The 21,597-nt window shown below is 54.4% G+C and carries 24 protein-coding genes; 10 read left to right on the top strand and 14 right to left on the bottom strand.

Features of this window, described 5'->3' with window-relative positions; genetic code table 11:
• Position 1: 1 nt before the first annotated feature.
• The 4 genes from RHH81_RS09235 to RHH81_RS09220 all read right to left on the bottom strand — a co-directional run bounded on the left by RHH81_RS09235 (position 2) and on the right by RHH81_RS09220 (position 3,300).
• A complete protein-coding gene (locus tag RHH81_RS09235) occupies positions 2 to 859 on the bottom strand; it encodes an aminotransferase class IV (protein ID WP_206199927.1) in 858 nt (285 codons plus the stop codon).
• 12 nt (positions 860 to 871) lie between these two features.
• A complete protein-coding gene (locus RHH81_RS09230; RefSeq protein WP_310742943.1) occupies positions 872 to 1,195 on the bottom strand; it encodes a DUF1825 family protein in 324 nt (107 codons plus the stop codon).
• 85 nt (positions 1,196 to 1,280) lie between these two features.
• Entirely contained in the window at positions 1,281 to 2,306 is a 1,026-nt protein-coding gene (pdxA, locus tag RHH81_RS09225) for a 4-hydroxythreonine-4-phosphate dehydrogenase PdxA (RefSeq protein ID WP_302678138.1), read from the bottom strand.
• 1 nt (position 2,307) lies between these two features.
• Positions 2,308 to 3,300: a 30S ribosomal protein S1 gene (locus RHH81_RS09220; RefSeq protein WP_149818829.1), complete on the bottom strand. Its 993-nt coding sequence runs from the start codon at positions 3,298 to 3,300 to the stop codon at positions 2,308 to 2,310.
• Between the two features lie 223 nt (positions 3,301 to 3,523).
• Here RHH81_RS09220 and mscL point away from each other — a divergent pair, with 223 nt between their 5' ends.
• Positions 3,524 to 3,940 (top strand): large conductance mechanosensitive channel protein MscL, encoded by a 417-nt coding sequence (mscL, locus tag RHH81_RS09215; RefSeq protein WP_302676038.1) that lies wholly within the window; start codon positions 3,524 to 3,526, stop codon positions 3,938 to 3,940.
• A gap of 12 nt (positions 3,941 to 3,952) precedes the next feature.
• Complete coding sequence (locus RHH81_RS09210; RefSeq protein WP_310742942.1) at positions 3,953 to 5,224, top strand: sugar ABC transporter substrate-binding protein; 1,272 nt, start codon at positions 3,953 to 3,955, stop codon at positions 5,222 to 5,224.
• Positions 5,225 to 5,266: 42 nt separating this feature from the next.
• On the opposite strand, the gene RHH81_RS09205 is transcribed toward RHH81_RS09210, so the two are convergent.
• The 5 genes from RHH81_RS09205 to RHH81_RS09185 form a co-directional block, all read right to left on the bottom strand.
• Positions 5,267 to 6,466, bottom strand: coding sequence for an aspartate aminotransferase (locus RHH81_RS09205; RefSeq protein WP_310742941.1), 1,200 nt, complete (start codon positions 6,464 to 6,466; stop codon positions 5,267 to 5,269).
• Positions 6,467 to 7,597 (bottom strand): iron-containing alcohol dehydrogenase family protein, encoded by a 1,131-nt coding sequence (locus tag RHH81_RS09200; RefSeq protein WP_206201677.1) that lies wholly within the window; start codon positions 7,595 to 7,597, stop codon positions 6,467 to 6,469.
• 69 nt (positions 7,598 to 7,666) lie between these two features.
• The gene (gene psbM / locus RHH81_RS09195) at positions 7,667 to 7,777 is read right to left on the bottom strand and encodes a photosystem II reaction center protein PsbM (RefSeq protein WP_149818817.1); all 111 of its coding nucleotides are present in this window, start codon (positions 7,775 to 7,777) and stop codon (positions 7,667 to 7,669) included.
• A gap of 25 nt (positions 7,778 to 7,802) precedes the next feature.
• The gene (locus RHH81_RS09190) at positions 7,803 to 8,927 is read right to left on the bottom strand and encodes an FAD-dependent oxidoreductase (RefSeq protein ID WP_310744286.1); all 1,125 of its coding nucleotides are present in this window, start codon (positions 8,925 to 8,927) and stop codon (positions 7,803 to 7,805) included.
• The gene (locus RHH81_RS09185) at positions 8,924 to 9,277 is read right to left on the bottom strand and encodes a hypothetical protein (protein ID WP_149818813.1); all 354 of its coding nucleotides are present in this window, start codon (positions 9,275 to 9,277) and stop codon (positions 8,924 to 8,926) included. Before RHH81_RS09185 ends, RHH81_RS09190 begins: the two co-directional genes overlap by 4 nt.
• Before the next feature lie 192 nt (positions 9,278 to 9,469).
• Here RHH81_RS09185 and tmk point away from each other — a divergent pair, with 192 nt between their 5' ends.
• Positions 9,470 to 10,183 (top strand): dTMP kinase, encoded by a 714-nt coding sequence (gene tmk, locus RHH81_RS09180; protein ID WP_206199919.1) that lies wholly within the window; start codon positions 9,470 to 9,472, stop codon positions 10,181 to 10,183.
• Here tmk and RHH81_RS09175 read toward each other — a convergent pair.
• Genes RHH81_RS09175 through RHH81_RS09165 form a run of 3 tightly spaced genes read right to left on the bottom strand, consistent with a single transcriptional unit; the run spans position 10,109 to position 15,022 of the window.
• Entirely contained in the window at positions 10,109 to 12,727 is a 2,619-nt protein-coding gene (locus RHH81_RS09175) for a DNA polymerase III subunit alpha (protein WP_206199918.1), read from the bottom strand. The two genes, tmk and RHH81_RS09175, sit on opposite strands and share 75 nt — an antisense overlap.
• A 36-nt stretch (positions 12,728 to 12,763) precedes the next feature.
• On the bottom strand, positions 12,764 to 13,222 hold the full coding sequence (gene psbQ / locus RHH81_RS09170) for a photosystem II protein PsbQ (protein ID WP_302678133.1): 459 nt from the start codon (positions 13,220 to 13,222) through the stop codon (positions 12,764 to 12,766).
• A 39-nt stretch (positions 13,223 to 13,261) separates the two neighbouring features.
• Positions 13,262 to 15,022, bottom strand: a complete 1,761-nt coding sequence (locus tag RHH81_RS09165; RefSeq protein WP_302678132.1) for an NFACT family protein — start codon at positions 15,020 to 15,022, stop codon at positions 13,262 to 13,264.
• Positions 15,023 to 15,112: 90 nt separating this feature from the next.
• Between RHH81_RS09165 and RHH81_RS09160 the strand changes: the two genes are divergently transcribed.
• The 5 genes from RHH81_RS09160 (at position 15,113) to RHH81_RS09140 (ending at position 18,017) form a co-directional block, all read left to right on the top strand.
• Positions 15,113 to 15,649, top strand: a complete 537-nt coding sequence (locus RHH81_RS09160) for an RDD family protein (protein WP_225901548.1) — start codon at positions 15,113 to 15,115, stop codon at positions 15,647 to 15,649.
• 35 nt (positions 15,650 to 15,684) lie between these two features.
• The gene (rpmG, locus tag RHH81_RS09155) at positions 15,685 to 15,879 is read left to right on the top strand and encodes a 50S ribosomal protein L33 (protein WP_149818803.1); all 195 of its coding nucleotides are present in this window, start codon (positions 15,685 to 15,687) and stop codon (positions 15,877 to 15,879) included.
• Between the two features lie 13 nt (positions 15,880 to 15,892).
• Positions 15,893 to 16,108, top strand: a complete 216-nt coding sequence (gene rpsR, locus RHH81_RS09150) for a 30S ribosomal protein S18 (protein ID WP_011057896.1) — start codon at positions 15,893 to 15,895, stop codon at positions 16,106 to 16,108.
• A 122-nt stretch (positions 16,109 to 16,230) separates the two neighbouring features.
• A complete protein-coding gene (locus RHH81_RS09145; protein WP_206199914.1) occupies positions 16,231 to 17,304 on the top strand; it encodes a metal ABC transporter substrate-binding protein in 1,074 nt (357 codons plus the stop codon).
• Positions 17,301 to 18,017 (top strand): metal ABC transporter ATP-binding protein, encoded by a 717-nt coding sequence (locus RHH81_RS09140; protein WP_206199913.1) that lies wholly within the window; start codon positions 17,301 to 17,303, stop codon positions 18,015 to 18,017. The genes RHH81_RS09145 and RHH81_RS09140 overlap by 4 nt, the downstream gene beginning before the upstream one ends.
• On the opposite strand, the gene RHH81_RS09135 is transcribed toward RHH81_RS09140, so the two are convergent.
• Positions 18,014 to 18,457 carry an NUDIX hydrolase gene (locus RHH81_RS09135; RefSeq protein ID WP_206199912.1) on the bottom strand — a complete coding sequence of 148 codons (444 nt, stop codon included), beginning with the start codon at positions 18,455 to 18,457 and terminating at the stop codon, positions 18,014 to 18,016. The genes RHH81_RS09140 and RHH81_RS09135 overlap by 4 nt on opposite strands.
• A gap of 371 nt (positions 18,458 to 18,828) precedes the next feature.
• On the opposite strand from RHH81_RS09135, the gene RHH81_RS09130 reads away from it, so the two are divergent.
• Together RHH81_RS09130 and RHH81_RS09125 are read left to right on the top strand one after the other, a co-directional pair.
• Positions 18,829 to 19,149, top strand: coding sequence for a DUF1815 family protein (locus tag RHH81_RS09130; RefSeq protein WP_149818796.1), 321 nt, complete (start codon positions 18,829 to 18,831; stop codon positions 19,147 to 19,149).
• 84 nt (positions 19,150 to 19,233) lie between these two features.
• On the top strand, positions 19,234 to 20,109 hold the full coding sequence (locus RHH81_RS09125; RefSeq protein ID WP_206199911.1) for an alpha/beta fold hydrolase: 876 nt from the start codon (positions 19,234 to 19,236) through the stop codon (positions 20,107 to 20,109).
• Between the two features lie 57 nt (positions 20,110 to 20,166).
• Here RHH81_RS09125 and RHH81_RS09120 read toward each other — a convergent pair whose 3' ends face one another.
• On the bottom strand, positions 20,167 to 21,405 hold the full coding sequence (locus RHH81_RS09120) for a DUF4912 domain-containing protein (RefSeq protein ID WP_149818794.1): 1,239 nt from the start codon (positions 21,403 to 21,405) through the stop codon (positions 20,167 to 20,169).
• Positions 21,406 to 21,597: the final 192 nt, after the last annotated feature.

Raw genomic sequence — 21,597 nt, 5'->3', positions numbered from 1 at the left:
TCTAGGCCAGAGTCGCCTTTTCCATCACTGTTAATAATTCCTGCCATAGCTTTTGGGTCACAGGGCCTGGACAGGCGGGAAAGATCACCTCATCCACTTGGCGAATCGGCATTAGCAGGCGCACCGATGAACTCAGAAAGCCCTCACTGGCTCTCGCCAGATCCTGTGGGGTGAGAATCACTTCCCGATGGGGCATGCCCAAGTTTGCAACGATCTGCAACAGCGTCGCTCGCGTAATTCCGTGGAGCATCCCAACAGCAGTGGGGGGTGTCTCGACCACACCCTCACGGACAATCCAGAGGTTACTGGTCGTGGCCTCGGTCATCTGCCCTTGGGCATTGAGCAACAGGGCGTCGTCAAACCCAGCTTGCTGCGCTTCCAATAGCGCCAAGATATTGTTGAGGTAATTGCCCGTTTTGGCGGCAGGATCAAGGGCAGCGGTGCTCGTGCGTTGGCGCTTGCCTATGGTCAGGCAAATTCCCTGTTCGCTCAATGTTGGTTCGGGGGCGATCGCCATCAACACAATCAATAACCTTGGTTGGGTCGTTGGTTCTGGCAGTAACCCAATCCGCTGGTCGGCGCCACGGGTCACGACAATCCGAATGTAATATTCTCCCGCTGGGGCAGCCGCTAAGGTGCGTTGCACTTCTTGGGTAATGTGCTTATCAGACCACGGCACGCTCATGTAGAGATAGGCGGCTGAGGCGCGCAACCGTGCGAGGTGCTCTGGTAGGGCAAAGGGAATCCCGCGGTAGGTACGCATCACTTCATAAACACTATCACCGTAGAGAAACCCGCGATCAAAAACAGAAATCGAGGCCTCTGGCGTAATCACCCCATCCAAATTGCAGAGCAACACTCGCCCTCTCCCCTAGGGTTGGCGTTCCACTTCGGCTTTCATGCGCTCAAGGGTTTGATGCATTTGATCAAACATGGTTTGGGCAGACATACCAAACTGGCTGAGTTGGGTCTCCAATTGTTTGATGGTCATCTGCGCCATGAAGTCATCGGACAACTCAAAGCGCTTCATAAAAATACGGTAGCGCTCCATGAGTTCTTCCATTTTTGCAATATAAATCTTCTTCCCTTCGCGGTCAAACTTGCCGTACTCGGAGCCAAGCTGCATCAACTGCTGGTAGTCCTGAAACAGGTGTTGTGCTTCCTGTTGAACAATTTCTGAATCAAAGAATCCCATATGACTCTGCCCGATACAGCAACAACCCAAATGCCAACGATTGACCGTTTGGTTTGTTATCTAGTTGCATTCTATCAAAGGCACTTTAGGCGGGGGTAAGAGGGAAAACCGATCCTTGACTCAGGGTTTGCGCCCAAGCGATCGCCGCCAGAAAACTCTGGGGGTCTGCCATCCCTGTACCCGCAATATCAAAAGCCGTACCGTGATCCGGGGACGTGCGAATAAAGGGCAAGCCAATCGTCGTATTCACCGCTTCCCGAAAAGCGAGCATCTTCACGGGAATCAACCCCTGATCATGGTAAAGCGCGAGGTAGGCATCGTAGGCAGTTGCCGGGGCAGGGCGTCCCCACCACGCATCGGCAGCTCCAATCCAGAGGGTATCGGGGGGCACAGGACCAATCAGTTCAACTTGGGGATACTGCTGCTGGGCTGCTGCGAGCCATGGAATCAGCCAAGTCACTTCCTCTTGGCCTAAGTGTCCCTGCTCACCACTGTGGGGATTCAAGCCAGCAATGGCAATGCGAGGCCGCTCCAGATGCCGCCGCTCCCTCAGAAACTGCACAAGGAGCGCGAGTTTTTCATTGAGGCGTTCGGGGGTTAGTGCTTTGGGCACCTCTTGCAAGGGGATGTGGGTCGTCGCGAGTAAAGTGGTCAGCACCCAGTTGGTTACAGGCGATCGCCCCAAGAACACCATGCCCACGTGGGCGGTTCCAGTAAAGTGAGCCAGCACTTCTGTTTGACCCGGAAAAGCATAGCCTGCCGCCTGCCAACTGGCCTTAGAAATCGGTGCCGTCACAATGCCTGCCACCTCGCCAGCGATCGTCCGCTGAATGGCTGTTTCTAAGTAGGCAAAGCTCGCCGCCCCACTCACCACACTCGGTTGCCCCGGCACAATCACCGCATCGAGGGGGTGCTCCCAAATCCGAAGCTGGGCAGGATCAATGGCCACCTGTCCCTGCTGGCAGAGGCGAGCGTACGTTTCCTCTAATACTTGGCCTGTACCAGCAATAAAAAACTGCCCTAACATTTCTGAGGGCAGGTGAGCTAGGGCTTTCAGGAGAATTTCTGGGCCAATGCCCGCTGGATCCCCAAGGGTGAGGGCAAGGGACATCCTAGGCTTCTTGAAGAATCGGCTCAGCCGTATCGTCTTCAGTGGCTTCGGGAATGTCTTCAATGACTTCCTCAGTGGTCTCTGCGGTGGCCTGCTGCTGTTGTTGCAGGAGTTGCTGACGATAGCGCTCTGCCATCTCTTCAGCCTTTTCATAGACCAACTGCGGATTTTTCACCATGTCACCGGGTTCTGGCTCCAGTTGCTTGGTGGACAGGGAAATCCGACCCCGCTCAGCATCAAGGTCAATAATCATCACCTTGACTTGGTCATTGACATTGAAAACACTGTGGGGCGTATCAATGTGATCGTGGGAAATCTCGGAAATGTGCAGCAGACCGCTAACCCCACCAATGTCAATGAAGGCACCGTAGGGCTTAATCCCGCGCACGGTTCCAACCACCACTTCGCCCACTTCTAGTTTGTTCATCTTGCGTTCGACAAGGGCACGGCGGTGGCTGAGGACGAGGCGGTTGCGCTCTTCATCCACTTCTAAAAACTTCAGGGGTAGCTCTTCACCCACCAATTCTTCTTTGTTGACACGGGTGCTGATGTGGGAACCGGGGATAAAGCCGCGCAGCCCTTCAATGCGCACAAGGGCACCCCCACGGTTGGTGGCAAAGACCTGAGAACGAACGGTGGCATCTTCCGCTTGCAGTTGGCGAACGCGCTCCCAAGCCCGCATATACTCAATACGACGAATCGAGAGGGTAAGCTGCCCTTCCTCATTTTCATCCGCCAAGATAAAGAACTCACGGGTTTCGTTCGGTTGCAGGACTTCTTCCGGACTGTCAATCCGGTTGATAGACATTTCTTGGATAGGGATGTAGGCAGCGGTTTTCGCACCGATGTCAATCAGGGCACCCTTCGGTTCGATGCTAAAGACGGTGCCAGCAACAATGTCGCCGGGGTTGAAGTGGTAATCGTACCGGTCCAGTAAGGCTGCAAAATCAGCATGCGTAAAGCCCACGTCTAACGTTTTTTCCTGATTGACCATGCGAGTGTTTTCCTAGCTCCTTTAACGAAAATGGGGGTGTATAGTGAGTTATCAAGCGGGCAGAAGTGGGTGCCATACGCAATCATACCAGCGATCGCTCGAACACTTTCTGACTGGATCTACAATGTTAGCCTAGAGTTTGCCCGTTGGCTAGCGGCATCGATAAAATTTTGGTCATTGATGAAGATAAATGTTAATTTTTGTGTACTACTGAGGAGTGGGCATGGCGCGACTAAACCGCCGACAGGTCAAGCAATTTTGGCAGGAGTTCCGCGAATTTGCCTTAAAGGGGAATGTGATTGATCTAGCGATCGCTGTCGTGGTGGGGGGTGCCTTTGGCCGCATTGTTACTTCCGTTGTTGAAGACCTCATCATGCCCTTGGTCAATCCTCTGATTCCCGGGGGCGACTGGCGCGAACTGACCGTCGGCTCAGGCATGCGAATTGGCAAATTTTTGGGTAGTTTACTCGACTTTGGGGTGATTGCCCTCAGCCTATTTATTCTCCTGAAACTGATTTTGCCCTTGCTGCCCAAGAAACCGCCTGCCCCCGAACAACGGGAGTGCCCCTACTGCTTGGAGTCTGTGCCCCTCAAGGCGAGTCGCTGCCGTGCCTGTACCTCTGAACTCCCCCCCCTGTAGGAGTCCTCAGCAATGCGATCGTGGCAACGCTGGATCTCTGGGCTGTTGGTGGGGCTATGGCTGGCCATCCTCACCAGTTGTGGAACAACGCCGCCTACCCAAGGCACCCAGATTGAATTCTGGACCATGCAACTGCAACCGAAATTTACTGACTACTTCCATCGCCTGATTGCGGCATTTGAAGCCCAACATCCCGATGTCCATGTGCGCTGGGTGGATATTCCTTGGACAGCAATGCAGACCAAAATTCTCATGGCAGTATTAGCGGGCACTGCGCCTGATGTGGTGAACCTGAACCCCGACTTTGCGGCGTTGTTGGCAGGACGCAATGCGTGGCTCAATCTCAATGACTATGTGCCGCCAGCCGTGCGCGAGCGTTATTTACCGAATATCTGGCAGGCAACGACGTTAGAGGGCAAGAGTTTTGCCGTGCCTTGGTACCTCACCTCGCGGGTAACGATTTATAACAAAGCGATTCTTGCCGCTGCTGGGGTCGATCGCCCCCCGCAAACCTTTGCTGAACTTGCCAGTGTTGCTAAAGTCGTGAAGGAGAAAACGGGCAAATACGCCTTCTTTATCACGATGGTGCCCGAGGACTCTGCCGAACTGATGCAGGCCATGGTACAGATGGGGGTAAAGCTTGTCGATGATCAAGGCCGTGCTGCCTTTAATTCCCCAGTGGGCAAAGCCGTTTTCCAGTATTGGCTGGATCTCTATCGTCAGGGACTCTTGCCGCCACAGGTGCTGACTGAAGGCCACCGCCAAGGTATTGAACTCTATCAAGCGGGACAAACGGCGCTAGTGATGACCAGTCCGGAATTTTTGAACGCGATCGCCACCAATGCCCCCACTATTGCAGCCGTTTCAGCCCCTGCCCCCCAGTTGACCGGAGACACTGGCAAGAAAAATGTTGCTGTGATGAATTTACTGGTGCCCCGCCAGAGTCGCCATCCTGACCTAGCCGTAGAATTTGCCCTCTTTGTCACCAACAATGAAAACCAACTCGCCTTTGCCAAGGAAGCCAATGTTCTGCCTTCTACACAAGCGGCCTTAGCGGATTCCTACTTTCGCACCATTGGCGAAAATGCCACCCCTGTGGACATTGCCCGATCCGTCAGCGCTGCTCAAATGAGCCAAGCAGAGGTTCTCATTCCCCCCCTGCGGGATATTAAGGAGCTACAACGACTCCTCTACGAAAACTTGCAAGCTGTCCTCCTCGGACAAAAGACAATTGATCAGGCTCTCAAGGACGCCGAGACCGCTTGGAATAGCCGCCTAGGATGACCTTTGCGAGTGGGTGTGAAATTTCATCAGCCTTCCGGGCTTTTAACATTGACTTAAGCTATCGAAGCGAATATTGGCTTGAGCCATGCGTTTGAGGGCTTCACCTAGGCGATCGCGATCGGCAATGAGGCTAATGCGCACGTATCCTTCACCCCCTTCGCCAAAAGCATTGCCGGGGGTCACAACAACGCCTGTCTCCTGAAGCAGCTTGAGGGCAAAATCTGTCGAACTCATGCCCACGGGTACGGGCACCCACAGGTACATCGTTGCTTGGGTTGGGGTGAGTTGCCAGCCCAGTTCATTCAAGCCTTGAATCAGAAAATCCCGCCGTTGGCGATAGCGATCGCACACAGAGGCAATGTAGCTATCGGGCAGGCTCAAGGCCACCTCTGCCGCTTTCTGTAAGACGGAAAAAACCCCATAATCTAAGTTCGTTTTCAGGGTACGCAAGCCCTGAATAATGTGGCGGTTGCCCACCACAAACCCCACCCGCCAACCGGCCATATTGTAGGTTTTTGAGAGGGTATGGAACTCAACGCCGATTTCCTTGGCACCGGGAATTTCCAGTAAGCTGGTGGGTTGATAGCCATCAAAGGTCAGTTCAGCGTAGCAAAGGTCATGCACTAGAAGGATTTGATATTCGCGGGCAAAGGCAACGATTTCTTCAAAGAAAGAGCGGGGGGCGATCGCCGCCGTAGGGTTGCTGGGATAGTTGAAGTACAAAACCTTGGCTTGGCGGGCAATGTCACTGGGAATCTCACTGAGATCAATGAGCCAGCCCTTTTCCCGTTTGAGAATGAGGGGATAGATGTTGGCACCGGCGATCGCAGGTCCACGAAAATGGGCAGGATAGGCCGGGCTGGGCACGAGGACGACATCTCCCGGATTGACATAGGCAAGGGCAAGGTGCGTCAGTCCCTCTTTTGATCCCAACAGGGGGAGGGCTTCACCATCGGGATCAAGGGAGACATTGTAGCGGCGCTGATACCAACGGGTAATGGCTTGACGGAAAACCGCTGTGCCTTCAAAGGGGGGATAACCGTGGTAGCTGGGTTCCTCAAAGGCGGCAATGGCCGCTTCAATCACCGGACGCGGGGCGGAGCCATCGGGATTGCCCATCCCCAAGTCAATTAAGTCCAGTCCCTGCTGGCGAGCTTTCAGCTTCAGTTCATCGAGACGCGCAAAGACGTAGGGCGGCAATGCCCCCAAGCGATCGGCCGGCTGAATCCACTCTAACCCCATCTAACGGGCACTCCCATCCAAGACTGTGGCACTGTAGCCGACCACGGTGGACACCATTGCTTCTAGCACCAGATCAGGCGTCACCGGAAACGGCAAATGGTGAATATCGGAGTGGGGGGCACAAGCAACCGTAGCAACATGCTGGAGCTGGGCTAAGCTGGCCTCTTGGAAACCCAAGTCCTCTAGAGTCAGGGGCAAACCCACCTGTTCATAGAACTGGCACAGCTGATGGCGAGCGCTAGCAGCTAGTTGACTGCCTTGAACTAGCTCTTCCAAGCGTAGTTGCACCAGAATACCGTAGGCCACTTTTTCTCCATGGAGGGTGCCCCTACTTTGGGGCAGTTGGGTCAGACCGTTGTGCACCGCATGGGCTGCCACCGTGCGGCATTGGGCACCCCCCAAGCCCCCAATCATCCCTGCCATGAGGACACTGGCATCGACGACATTTTCCCAAGCGGTACTGCCCACATTGGCTAGGGCCTCAGCGGATTGCTGCAAGAGAATATCGCGCAATACTCGGGCTTGCTGTACCGCCGCCACAATCAGGGTTTCTTGACGGTGACCACTACTCACCGAGGCCTCATACCACTTGGCAAGGGCATCGCCAATGCCGGCAAGCAGGGTTCGCTTCGGCGCCGTTTGAATCAGGGCATAGTCCAAGAGCAGCAGATCCGGGCAACGGTGGAGTGCCACATCATAGGCAAAGGCACCGGCCTCCGTATAGATGTTGGAGAGGGCTGTCCAAGCGGCACAGGTGGCTGCAGACGTGGGGATCGTCACTACGGGCAAGTGTAATTGATGCCCCAAAAGTTTAGCGGTATCTAGGGCTTTGCCACCGCCAATGCCAATGATGAGATCGCTGCCTTGCGCCTCTTGGCGGAGCTGGGCAAGGGTGGATTCACTGCACTCACCATGGAATGTCCCTACGCTGAAGGTGAGATCATGGGAGCGGGCGATCGCCTGACACTCCTGCTCAAGCTGCTGATACCGCTGCGGTGAAACCACTAAAAGGGGATGATGCCCCAATTGAACAATGGCTTCCCCCGCTTGGGAGAGAATTGACCAACCGCGATAGACGTGGGTAGGTGCAATACAAAGGGGTGAAAACGAAGCAGCAGTCACAGGCCGTATAAATAAGGACTATTTAGAGCATCTGCGGCAAAAATAGAGTCGTTTTCGCTCTAGCCGTAGAGATCTATCTTAGCTGCTCTTCTTCTGACTTTCCGTTTGCACGTACAAAATAATCAAGAACACTGTTGGCACCAAGACAAACATGGCTGTTGCCACCAAGCCAAAAGGATTCACTTCCATGGTATGTACCCCACAACGCTGGCTTTTATTTTATCAATGCTGTGTCCCCCTTGGGGCGATCGCCCTTGGCCAAGGTCAGCCTCAGGGATTGGGCAATTTTTTGGGCGGTGATGGGAGCCAGCAAAATACCGTTGCGGTAATGGCCAGTGGTCAGCCAAGTGTGGTCGTCTATTTTTTCGATGATGGGTGCCGGACGATCGCTCGGGCGGGGTCGCAGTCCCTGCCACTGTTGGGTCACAGGAGCCGTTTTCAGAACTGGCCAAAGTTCGATCGCCCGTCCATGCAGTTGATCAAGGGTTTGCGGATTCGCGGTGAGGGTGTTGAACTCCACGGTGGCGCCCACCCACACCCGCCCCCAAGGCAAGGGGACAAAATGAATGCCTTCAGCCGTCATCACTGGTGTATTTGCATCAATATGACAGGCAAACTCTAGGGCTTGTCCCAAAACCGGTTCCACAGTGACAGAGCGATCGAGGGCTTGCGTAAGGGGCGTTGTCCCTAGACCTGCCGCTAAGATCAGGTATTCGGTCTCGATGGCTGCTTGATTGAGCTGTAAAATCCATCCCCCTTGGGGCGATCGCTGGAGCTGCCGGACAGGGCTTTGATACAAGAACTTGACGCCCCGTTGATGAGCCGCTTGGCGCAGGGCTTGAGTCAAGGGTTTAGGGGTGACTTGGCGATCGCCCGTTGCCCAAAGTGCACCGTGAATGTGGTGGATATCCACAAGGGGACATTGATCTTGGACTTCTTTTGGCGAGAGCCACTGCACGCCTTGGGGAGCCTGTTCCTGCAACCATGCTTGGGTGGCGATCGCCTCGTCCTTAGTGGTACAGATTTCGATAATGCCTCGGCGCTGGTAGGGAATCTGAACCCCCGTTTCTGCCGCCAACTCCGGAATGAGGGTTTCATAACGTGCCAAACTGGCCTGCCGTAGTTGAAAGTTGCGTCCACGTCGCCGCCGACTGAGGTGGACAATGAGAACACCAAGAGCCGCACCGGTCGCTTGCCAATCTTCCTCCCGTTGTGCTTCAAGGACAAGAATCGGCGTTTCCGCTGGATCAAGCACACGACTCAGTTCGTAGGCGATCGCCGAGCCAACCACCCCAGCGCCCACAATGGTCACTGTTGCATTTGCTGGCAGCACCGTCACAGTGTGGCAACTGTATTAACTAATTCCCAATTTTCATTTTCGGCAATGGCGCGACTCACACGGTCAAACCATTCAAAGCAGTGATTATTTTTCTTGAGGGTCAGTTCCTTATTCTTGAGCACCAGATCAAACTTGGTGACATCCTTTTGGGGCGTGGTTTTATCAATCAGGACTTCAACCGTGACCAGTTGGGACATTGAAATGGCATCGAGCGCGCTCTCCCGTGCCACGACGTAATCATCCCCCACATGGGTTACCGTCAAATCGCAGGCTTCTAGGGTTTGCACCAGCTCTTCCTTTAGCCGTGCCCGAGGGAGTGCAATAGTAACAACACGAGCATATCGAGCCATAACCGCCAAGTGGTAAACTAATAATTCGCGAACAATGGTTCTAGTGTAATCACGGAACAGACGGGGCGCTGTCACTGCGGGTGTTCCTAGGAAATCACAGGGAATTGAGCATTACCCCCATTGTAAGGTGACCTGCATTGTATGGCAGGATGCCGCGATTATATCAAACCTTTCTTCAAAATCGCTGAATTCATGCATCCCTACACTGGTTTGTTTATTGTCCTAGAGGGGGGAGAGGGTGCCGGCAAAACGACCCAAATGGGGGCGATCGCCACATGGCTAGAGGAAAGTGGCTGGCTGGCAAAATTACGATCCGCTGACATTGATCCGCCCCTGCTGCTGACCCGTGAACCGGGGGGAACGCCCCTTGGCCAAGGCCTGCGGCAACTGCTGCTCCATAGTGATTTAGAGATTGATCCCATGGCAGAACTCCTTCTCTATGCCGCCGATCGCGCCCAGCACGTGGCGACGAGTATCCGCCCCCAACTGCAACGGGGGGGCATTGTCCTGTGCGATCGCTACACGGCTTCCACCATTGCCTACCAAGGCTATGGGCGGGGACTGGACTTGAGCCTCATCGAGCACATCAACCAGATTGCCACCGCTGGACTGATGCCGGATTTAGTTCTCTGGCTGGATCTGCCGGTTCAGGTTGGCCTTGCCCGCACCCAACGGCGGGGCATAGCGGATCGCCTAGAGCAGCATGCGGTGGCCTTTCATGAGCGAGTTCGTCAAGGATTTATGGCCTTGGCTGAGGCAGGGGGCGATCGCTGGCAGCGAATTGCGGCGGATCAACCCACTGATCAGGTGAGTGAAGCTATTCAAGATTGTCTAGCGGCTCATCTGCACCGCTGGTTTGAGACCTTGAGCCAGCGCCGTACTGGGGGCGATCGCGAATTGGAATAGCTCTCGTCCTTCCTGAAAAATTTGCTCAATGGGCAGCATCTGGCCACGGGTGGTCATAAAGCGGTGATCAGGTGTCGCACAAATCGTTGAGCCATCCTCAAGTTCATACTCATACACGGGACGGAAGCCCTGAAAGTGCCATTGGGCAATGGGCTGGGTATAAAGATGCCCTTGGGAATCAAGGCTGTACACCTGACAGGCCAACTGTTCCTGCACCAAGCGGCGAATCGGGACAGCCCCATATTCCACCGTCATCACCGCCGTCTCGCCACTCAGACAGTATTCAGCAAAATCCAGCATCTGCTTAAAGAGTTCTTGGGCGACTGCGCTGGGCACCCCATTTTTCGCCGCTCCCTCAATAAAGAGGGCTTCATGTTTTTCCATTTCCTCTTTTTTCTTCTTGCCCATCGCGCGGCGGAGCAGATCCGCTTGACCCAGAGAATAGCCTGCCAAGTCCTGCGCCATCCGCATGATTTGCTCCTGATAACAAAGAACGCCGTAGGTTTCCTGCAAAATGGGTTTCAAAAGCTCATGTTGATATTGAATGGGTTCCCGACCATGCTTGCGGTTAATGAATTTGGGGATCAGGCCTGCATCCAACGGTCCCGGTCGATAGAGCGCCAGCACCGAGGAAATGTCTTCCAGATTTGAGGGCTTGAGATCTCGGACAATTTGGCGCATCCCCGAAGATTCTAGTTGGAAGATGCCCTCCAGTTTACCTTCCGCCAGAATTTGGTACGTCTTGGCATCGTCGAGGGGCAATGCATCCAAATCAAGGGCTTGACCGTGGTTTTTCTGGATCAGCTCCCGCGTCTTTTGGATCATTGTCAGGTTCTTGAGACCCAAAAAGTCCATCTTCAAAAGGCCAAGGGATTCCAGATCCTCCATGAAATACTGGGTAATCACCGCCCCATCGTTATTGCGTTGCAGCGGCACCAGTTGATCCAAGGGTTCTGAGGCAATGACAACGCCGGCTGCATGGACGCCATAGGTTTTGTTGGTGCCCTCAATGCGCATCGCCATATCAATCCAGCGGCGCACCAGCGGATCACTGTCGTACTTTTCCTTGAATTCTGGCGAGGGGGTGTCATCGGAGATCATCACCGCCAATTTAACTGGTTTGCCCCGCACCACCGGAATCAGCTTTGCCATTTGATCCGCTTGGCTATAGGGAATATCCAGCACCCGTGCCACATCCTTGAGCACCGCCTTTGAGGTCATGCGGTTGAAGGTGATGATCTGGGCGACGCGATCGCTGCCGTATTTTTCGGTGACGTACTGGATCACCTCCTCGCGGCGGTCAATGCAGAAGTCCGTATCAATATCGGGCATGGACTTGCGCTCAGGGTTCAAAAACCGCTCAAAGAGCAAGCCGTGGTGTACGGGATCAATGTTGGTAATGCGCAGGGCATAGGCCACAAGGGAACCCGCCGCCGATCCCCGCCCTGGCCCGACGGGAATATTGTGGTCGCGGGCATATTTGATGTAGTCCCAAACCACGAGGAAATAGTTCGAGAACCCCATCTGTTGCAGCATTTTCAGTTCATATTCCAGTCGCTGCCGGTAGGTGGGATCCAACTGCTGGCGATCGCTGAGGTGAAATCGCTCCAACAGTCCTTGCCACGCCACTTGCTCTAGGTAGGTATCGGCTGTATGGCCAGCAGGCACTGGAAACTCTGGACTTTGGGGTTCACGAAAGATGTCATAGGGTTCAATCTTTTCGGCCACTTCAAGGGTATTCGCCAAAGCCTCTTCAATGACCTCAGCGGGCAAGTGATCCCGAAACAGCCGAGCCATTTCAGCAGCGGATTTCAGGTACTCCGTGCCGCTATAGCGCATCCGCTTGTCATCGGTGAGCAGCTTGTTGGTCTGGATACAAAGCAGGGCGTCGTGGGCTTCAACGTCATTGCAGGAGATAAAGTGGGAGTCATTGGTGGCAATAATTTTGATCCCCAACTCGCGGCCAATGCGCACCAGTTCAACGTTGACTACCCGATCCTCTTGACTGCCGTGGTCTTGGATCTCAAGGTAAAAATCCTCACCAAAGGTCTCTTGATACCAGGCAGCAACACTGCGTGCCAAATCCGGCTTGCCCTGCAAAATGGCTTGGGGAATCTCACCACCGAGGCAAGCACTGGTGACAATGAGTCCGTCGCGGTATTGCGCCAAGAGTTCTTTGTTGATGCAGGGGCGAGCAAAAATTCCCTTGCCTTGGAAGCCCTGCAGGTGGGAGATGGTGGTGAGTTTGCAGAGGTTGTGGTAGCCCTGTTTATTTTTGGCCAGCACCACTTGGTGAAAGCGGGGTTTGCGCTCCTGTTTGGTGATGTCGCCATTGATGACGTACATCTCATTGCCAATGATTGGCTTCAGGGGTTTGCCGCGACACAACTTTAACAGTTCAACGGCGCCATACATCACCCCGTGATCCGTGAGGGCGATCGCGGGCATCCCCAATTCCATTGCCCGTGCCACTAGGTCGGGAAGCTGGCTAGCTCCATCGAGGAGACTGTAATCACTGTGAATATGCAGACCGACGAAGGACATGGGCAACGGCTATCAACCTAGGAGAAACGCAGGGGACTAGGACAACTCAGGCAAGCTATTGAGATAGGCCTTGAAGTCCGCTTCAGCATCACGGAAGCCCTCTTGAGCCACGGTGACACTATTCAGATCCGCCCCCTGATCAATTTTCAGGAAGTCATCCGTCAGGGCACGGGTCAAAGCTGTGGGGGTGGGTTGATCCTTGGCCAAGAGATTGCGGTTGAGGGCACGCATATCCATCAGCATTTCACCGAGAGGGCCGCGCATAATGTTGCGGGCTTCCTGCCAATCCCCTTTGGCCACACTGACCTCTAGGTCGGCAAAGCGTTCAGCATTTTTCTCAATGTCACTCAGGTAGTCTTGAATGCGAGTAATTTGCAACTCACTATAGGTGGGCGGAGGGGTGGTCGTGGCACTGGGGCTGCCACAGCCGACTAAAATAATGGCAACAACGCTTAATAGGATTGAAATTAGGGATTTTCGATTTAGGCGCAGCATAGAACCTCAGCAGTCAATGGTGTCGTAAAAAACACGGTTCTATTCTGCCATGATCCCGTGGCGATCGCCGCCAGCACCCCCTTGGGACAGATCGGAAGAGCCATCACTGACACTCAGAGGGCACCCCCACACCACTGTCGCCTGATCATAGATCACCATCCCCGGTGGAGCGCCCTTCGGTTTTTGCACATACTTGCGGCGAGTATAGACCACGGGTACTTGGGCACTGGCACGGGCTTGACTATGGTAGGCCGCCAAATTCGCCACGTATTGAATATCTTTCTCACTGGGCACCTCCCCCGCTGCGAGGCGGAGAATCACGTGGCTTCCTGGAATCTCTTGGGTGTGAAACCACCAATCGTAGGGACTGGCAACGCGAAACGTAAGATCGTCATTCTGGCGGTTGTTGCGCCCCACGAGAACCGTGAAGCCACTTGGTGTCGTATAGCGTAGGTAGGGACTGGGCGTGGTAGGGGGACGATAGTAATCGGGCGCCGTCAGGTATCCCTGTTGAATCAATTCAGCGCGAATCTCCTCAAGGACATCTAAGGATGTGGCTGTGGCGAGGGTGGCCGCCACCTGATCGAGATAGGCGAGTTCCTCTTCAGCAGCGGTGAGGAGCGGCGTAATGTGCTGCTGGGCACGTTTGAGTTTCTGCTGTTGTTTGTACAGCTCCTGCGCCGTTTGGATGGCACTCTTCTCTGGCGAGAGGGAAATGGCAAGGGGTTCTTGGGTGGCAAAGTCCGTCACGATCAGTTTCGTCATCCCCGGTTGCCACAGGTGAGCATGGGCCATCAGTAGGTCGGCCAAATACCGCTGGCGATCGCCCCCAGCCGCCGCCGCTAAGCGTTCCCGAAAGCCCTCAATTTTGGCGATCAGTTTTTGCCGCTGTGCCTGTAGGCTCTGGTGCAACTGTTGACGGAGTTGCTGCGTTTGCTGTTGCCGCAGTTGGTCTTGGTAGTAGGTGGCAAGCAGCTCATGGATAGTGGCCGTTGGCTGGCTCTGAGTCCCAAGGGGGGGAATGACGCGATAGCCCGTTGATGTCAATTGGGGGACAAAATGCCCGCTCTCTAAACACGCCAGCCAGTGCTGCCAATGGTCAAATAGCCGTCGCCATTCTTCAGCGGTTAGCTCTGTGGTGTGACTTTCTAGGGACAATGCGGCATCCGCCAGTAGTTGCTGTACCAAGGCTGGACTCAGTCCCCGATAGGCCTTCAGAAGTTGCTGCCGCAGCAGTCCGGGAATCACGCTTACCTGTTGTTGCCACTGCTCAAAGGGAATCTCGCAACTGGGCAACGCGGCCGTTAGGGGGGGTGGGGGCACATAGGGTTGACCGGTCAGAATTGGGCGCAAGCGGGACTGTTGGGCATTGACTTGGTGGGCAGCAGTAACAATTTCCCCGGCAGCGTTAACCAGAATCACGTTGCTGTACTTGCCCATGATCTCGGCATAGAGACGCCACTGCGTTGCTGCCTGCGGACGAGGGGCAAATTCCAAGACCAAGACGCGCTCCCAAGGGTTGACTAACCCCACCCGCACAAGGGCAAGGCGATTGAGTTGGGCATGGAGTTGCTGACTAAAGGTAAAGGTGTCGGGTTGGCGGGGGGGCGGTGGTTCAAAGGCAATGCGTGCCGCTTGGGGATGCCAACTGAGGGTCAGCCAATCCTGTTTTTTCAGCGTGCGCAGCGCCAAGGCAATCGTGTGGCGATCGCGCTGGTAAACCGTTTCGAGCCGTGCCGGTAGCCAATGTTGGAGATCGGCACAAACAGCACGCAAGGTCGTCAAATCAACGGGTTGCACCGTCCAAACTCCGCAGAATTTTTTGAGGGAATCGGCCTCAAGCTATACTAGTCTAGCCACTCTCTGGCCTTTTGCCACCGCGTGTTTGCTATGGCACTTTCCCGTCAATATCCACCCCCCTTACCACTGGCTCAGCCTTGGCGACGGGCGATCGCCACCAGCATTGACTTTATCCTCATCTGGTTGACGAGTGTTGTCGGTATCACGCCGGGGGCAGCCATTCAGTGGGGGCAACTGTTTGTTTTTGCCTTGGTTTGGTGGTTGCTGCGGGTGGCGATGGTGAACCGCAATAAGGGTCAAAGCCCCGGCCATTGGCTAATGAATGTGCGCCTGTTGGATCAGCGGCAGCGGACACCGGATCTCCTTTCCCTCAGCAAGCGAGAACTGGTGATTGGTGTCGGGGCGCTGTTGACATTGGCAGGCTTGGAGTCCTATGGCCCGAGTATGGCGCTGATTATTTTGGCACTGCCCTTGGCCGTTGACTGTAGCTTGGCGTGGATTGATGAAGAGCACCGCACGCTCCACGATCGCCTTGGCGGCACAAAGGTATATCGCTGTCGGCGGGGCTTTGCCCTTGATCGCAAGCTCATTGAATTGGTGAGCAAAATCCGCAAAGATCTGCCATAATTAGAGATCGGCTCACTGGATAGATAGGCAAGACCATGGCTAAAGCAAAAGGCGCCAGAATCATTATCACCCTAGAGTGCACAGAGTGTCGCACTAATCCGGCCAAGCGATCGCCTGGCGTATCTCGCTACACCACCACCAAAAATCGTCGCACCACCACAGGGCGGTTAGAACTGAAGAAATTTTGCCCCCACTGCAACAAGCACACCATTCACAAAGAAATCAAGTAATTAGAGGACAGCTATGGCATTTTATCGGCGACGCATTTCTCCCATTCCCCCTGGACAGCCCATTGATTACAAGGATGTTGATTTACTACGGCGCTTTATCACTGAACGGGGGAAAATCTTGCCGCGGCGGGTGACCGGTCTCACGGCCAAGCAACAGCGACAACTGGCAGTGGCGATTAAGCGGGCACGGATCATGGCACTCTTGCCGTTCTTGAATCTCGAAGGCTAAAAACTCGCGATCGCTAATTGGTTTTTGCGAAGGGGGAGGTTTAGACTTGCCCCTTTATTTTTGCTTGCTCTCCCTGCCTAAGTGTGCAAATATGAGAATGGTTATCATTCATCTATTTCTCTATGGCTATCCAAGCTCACCTTAAACGCTGGGGGCTGCTGGTAACTCTGGGGGTATTTTTGGGCAGTTGTGCCCCCCAAGCCCAGTCGCCACAGGAGCAAGAGACCTCACAGGCAGAAGCCCAATTCACCATTGTGACGACTTTCTTACCCATCACTGCCTTTACAAAAGCGGTCGCAGGCGATCGCGCCACTGTTGAGCAACTCTTGCCGGCCAATATTGACCCCCATGACTTTCAAGCGCGGCCTGAGGATGTGCGGCTGCTGGCCACAGCAAGGGTTTTGGTCAAAAATGGCCTTGAGATGGAAACCTTTTTAGACAAACTGATTGAAAACGCCGCCAATCCCAATCTCAAGATCATTGATACCAGCGCGGGGGTGGCCACCCTTGCCAGCGAAAAGGATAATCACGAGCACCACCACGATCACCACCACGACCACGCTCATGATGACCACGGTCACAGCCACGGTGAATTCAATCCCCACATTTGGCTAGATCCCCAGCGTGCCATGCAGCAAGTGAAAAACATTCGCGATGGTCTGATTGCTGTGGATCCCGAAGGGTCTGCCATCTACGCGCAAAATAGCACTGCCTTTATTCGAGAGTTAGAAGCCCTAGATGCCCTCGCCCGGGAAAAACTTACTCCCTTTGCGGGCAAAACATTTGTGGTTTATCACGATGTCGCACCCTACTTTGCCGAGAGTTATAACCTGAAAGCGATCTATCTCGTGGGCATTCCGTCGGTTAACCCCTCACCTGCGGATGTGCAGCGGGTGATGCAGGCGGTGCAACAAAGTGATCTGAAAACGCTCCTGACGGAACCGGGGCAAGAACAGGTCTTTGAAAGTTTAGCGCAGGATTTGGGCGTAAAAGTGAGTGTGTTTGATCCCCTAGAGCGTGCTCCCACTGCCGCTGATCTCACGCCGACCTACTTCCTGCAAAGAATGGAGCAAAACATTCGCAATCTGGCTGAGGCTTTTGGGGCGCAACAGCAAGCCTATCGTCGTCCCGATGCGATCGCGGTGGTAGGGACATGGTGGATGCAGGTGAATAGACCGTTAGGGGCAGCACTGTGAACGAATACCTGCTAGAGGTGGAAAACCTCTCGGTGCGGCGGGGCGATCGCTGGGTGGTGGAAAATGTCTCCTTTACCCTCGCCGCCGATACGAATATGGCCATTATTGGTCCCAATGGGGCGGGCAAAAGTAGCCTGATTCAAGCCATTTTGGGCATTATTCCCTACCAGCAGGGACGGGTGACCCTCTTGGGCTATGGTATGGGCTATCGCCGCACGCTCCCCTATGTCCGCCAACAGGTAGCCTACTTGCCGCAAAATTTTCAGTGCGATCCACGCATTCCGATCACCGTGGCTGAATTTGTGGGTTTGGGCTGGGGGCAACCTACGTGGCAGTGGCCTTGGCAGCATCGACAGCAGCGCGATCGCGCCATCTTGGAAAGTCTCCAACGCCTGCACCTCGAGCATCTTGCGACACAACCCATGAGTTCCCTTTCCGGGGGCGAAACAAAGCGCGCCCTCTTGGCCTATTGCTTGGTGCAACCCCGTCGTCTCCTGATTTTGGATGAAGCTCCCGCTGGCTTAGATCTCCGAGGTGAGCAACAATTTTATGACCTACTGGAGACCCTCAAGGTGAGTGAGGGCTGGGCAATTTTACAAATTTCCCATCACTTGGAGCGGGTAAGGGCAACCTGTGATCAGGTGCTGTATCTCGATCGCTCTGTCCAAGGACTGGGAACCCCCGAACGGGTGCTGCAACAGTTTGCTGCTTAAACGGGGGATTCTCTCCTAGCAAAGAAATCCAGCAGAATGCGCTGGTGGATGGCGCCTAAGGGGCGATCTTCGCCGAGGGTTTGGGCATAGTGAACCCCAGCCACCACCGAATCGTAGGGTACCAAGTCCATGCCCTGTCCTTCGTTGAGTACCAAGTTTTCCAGTGCACACGTCAAAGGGCCTGTGAAAATATAGCGATGTACTTGGGGATCGCCGTACTCTCCAAAAAAGGTGAGGTGAGGTGGGCAGTAGCCAATCTCCTCATAGACTTCCCGCTGGACGCCCGCGAGCGGTGCTTCTTCGGGTTCAAGATGACCGCCAAAAAGTCCCCAGTGGCCGGCATACAAAATATGGGGACTGTCATCGCGCAGCTGCATAAGGACGCGATCGCCTTGGTAAAGAACCGCAAGGGCAACGGGAACAATCGTGGTTGCTGGCATTGTCTTGCAAGATATGTCGTTAGGGCTACTCTACCCTAGAAACGTAAAGCCAATCCTAAAGTAGATTAAAGCTAAAATGAAGAGTATAGTAGCAAGAACAAATCAACAACCGCTAAAACGTTGAGCAAAGGGTAGCCAGAGGTAAACGTCGCGCTTTGGAGGGCTATCCCCAGCGGGCAGCTGTTAAGTCCCCTCTTTCATAAGATGGTTTCGATAACAAATTTGAGCTTCCCTTATTTTTCTATCAAATTTTACAAATGGCTGCAGGAATTTAACAACGTTGGTACGGCCTTGCCCTTTCTTAAGATTGTCTTAATATTTCCCTAGCAGCTGTGCTATAACTTTGTTCATTGCTTGGAGTGCATCGTCCTATGTTTTACCGTTTAGCCGAACAACACCGCCAGTTTATTCGCGATTTAGTGTTGAACCTGCAAGCTCTGGCAATTGCCCTAGAAAATCGAGGCTACATGGCCTCCTGCTACACCTGTGGCGGTGAACTCAACAGTGCCTCCTTCATGGTCAGCTTGGCCGACAACCACCTGATTCGCTTTTTGGTCTCTGACTATGGGATCACTTGGACTGAAATGCGCGATGACCGCGAACTCATGAAACTCGAAGGGGCAGAGGCGATCAATCAACTGCAAGAACTGGCCAATCTCCTCAAGGAAGTCCGTATCCCCACTGCGGTTTAATCCTGTCGGGGCTATCCCTCGATCTTTTGTCGGTGCTAGCTTAAAAGTAGCTGGACTTTCCTTCTACTTTGATCCCCACCCTCAATGACTGAAGCGTCCCTTAGTTGGCAACACCAGTACCTCAGCGTTAACCAAGTACGCCTGCACTATGTCACCCAAGGCAGCGGTGATCTTGTGATTCTGTTGCATGGCTTTCCAGAGTTTTGGTACTCTTGGCGATTTCAAATTCCCGTACTGGCTCGTCATTTCAAGGTTGTAGTGCCAGATCTACGGGGCTACAATGACTCCGAGAAGCCTGCCCACGGCTATGATCTCGATACCCTCAGCCAAGATGTCACGGCGCTGATCCAAGAACTGGGCTATGAACGCGCCCACATTGTCGGCCATGATTGCGGTGGCCTGATTGCTTGGCACGTGGCGGCACGTTTTCCGCAGAGGGTGCAGCATTTAGCCGTCTTGAATACCCCCCACCCCTACCGTGTGGGACTGGAACTCTGGCAACAGGTAGAGCATTTTTGGCGCAACTGGCCACTGTTGGCTTGCCACATCCCCGGCTTGGCGGAATACTGGCTAGGGCATAATCTGCGGAGTTTTTTGCAGGATCTCTTTCAACGCTACTCCATCCGCAAGGCTGCCTTCTCGGCAGAAACCGTGCAACTCTATCAAGCGGCTCTCGAAAAAGCGGGGGCGATCGCTGCGGTGCTCAAAAGTTATCGCCATCTTTTTTCACCCCAACAGTGGTGGCACCTACTGCAACAGCACACGGAAGCCATTACCAGCCCCACCCTGATTCTCTGGGGCGCCGATGATCCCCTCGCCCAACCCAGCCTTGCCAACGGTATCGAAGCGTGGATCCATGCACCGTGGCGGCTGAAATATCTGCCCGACTGTGGCCATTGGGCACAACAGGAAGTGCCGGGGCTAGTCAATCGTGAACTGCTTGCCTTTTTGCGTGCCTAAAAAAATCCCCCCACCACTCGGCAGAGGGAAAGGCATGGATTGAGCCAACCAACTCGCTTAGGCCAGCCACTCCAGCACCGCTTCTTCCTTGGTATTGGTGCGACGTTCGGGGGTTTCGCGGGTGAACTTCATGTGAATGGCGCGGTTTTGTTCCCCATCTGCCGCCACTGCCAAGATCGGGAAGTCAATGAGGCCATCTTGGAAGGACATTTGGAAGCGGAATGTACCATCGGGATTGAGTTTGATCGGGCGCCCACCAATGGTGACGGTGGCATCTGGCTCCGTAGCCCCATAGACAATGAGTTCAGCATCCGCCACCAACCAGAATTTGCGGGGACGAATCGGAGCCGCCGAAGCTGAGAAGCCAACGCCCGACATCGTCAGACCCGACACCGTCGGCACAGCCCATAGGCCAACCCCAGAGGGGAAGACGTAGGAACTGATGGCCATTTCGGGCAACTGGGAGATGGAGCCGGGGACTTGGTGCATGGAGCCAAAGAGAGAACCTGCCACCCGCTGCGCTTCGGCCCCTTCGGCCATGGCAAAGATGCCTTCGTAAATGGGATGGGGTTCGGCAGTGCCCGCCAAGGGTGCCCCCAGATCAAAGAGGGTTTTGCCCCGCAGATCCATATCCCAATCCACTGTAATGAATTGATCCCAGACCCAATCTGAGGGGTAGGTGGGGGGAATATGCACAGGGGCAGAACGGGCTAGAACCAACCAGCGGCCATCGGCACAGCGGTAACCAATTTCCACCACATAGTCGCGATCGCTCACGGGGATGGGCAGATACCACTCCCGCGCCAACTCATCGCAGGGGTACTCCTGAACACTGTGGGGAATTTGGCTATCGAGGTTGATATTCGTGGCATCGTAGAGCCGGAGAGCCAGTTGCTGACCCCCTTGCCGCCGCAATTCTTCGCGGTGCTCGTTGGGCACATCCCAATAGGCGTAGGCCCACTGCGGATCCCGGGGCATGAGGACAATGCGGCTTTCACCATAGCCCCCCGGCAAATCCCCAAGACCTTCATCTACAGAGGCCAAGAGAACATCCTCTTGAGCAGGACCGAGGTCAAATTTTGCTGCTTCCACTTTTTCTTGCGACTCCAGATTAGAGGGGACAGGTTGGACAGAAATGGTAGTGGTGGATCCGTTGGCTTGCGCCTGCTTTTCACGGATGGCAGCGAGGAGTTGATCTTTGCGCATACGGCTATAACGGGACACTTGCAGTTCACTGGCGACGCGCCGCAACTGCCGCAAGGTCATTTCTTCTAAAGGGGGGCGATCTTTCGGCATGGGTGCCTCCTTATCGTGGGTTGATAGACAGAGCTATCCTTTGCCCTTGATCTTTGGCAAAAAAGTCTTGGGGCGTCAAGGGAATTCGGGCACACTCCTAGGGATTTATACGCAGTTTAGTCTTTCGCAGGGATCAAATGTCAGGATTTCATAACATTTATTCTGCACGGGGATCAAGATAGCGGTTTGCTA

The organism is Thermosynechococcus sp. PKX95 (genome assembly GCF_031583295.1).
In the GTDB taxonomy this organism is placed as follows: Bacteria; Cyanobacteriota; Cyanobacteriia; order Thermosynechococcales; family Thermosynechococcaceae; genus Thermosynechococcus.
Note: the sequence above shows the minus strand (reverse complement) of the source record. Positions and strands in the feature narration are given on the sequence as shown.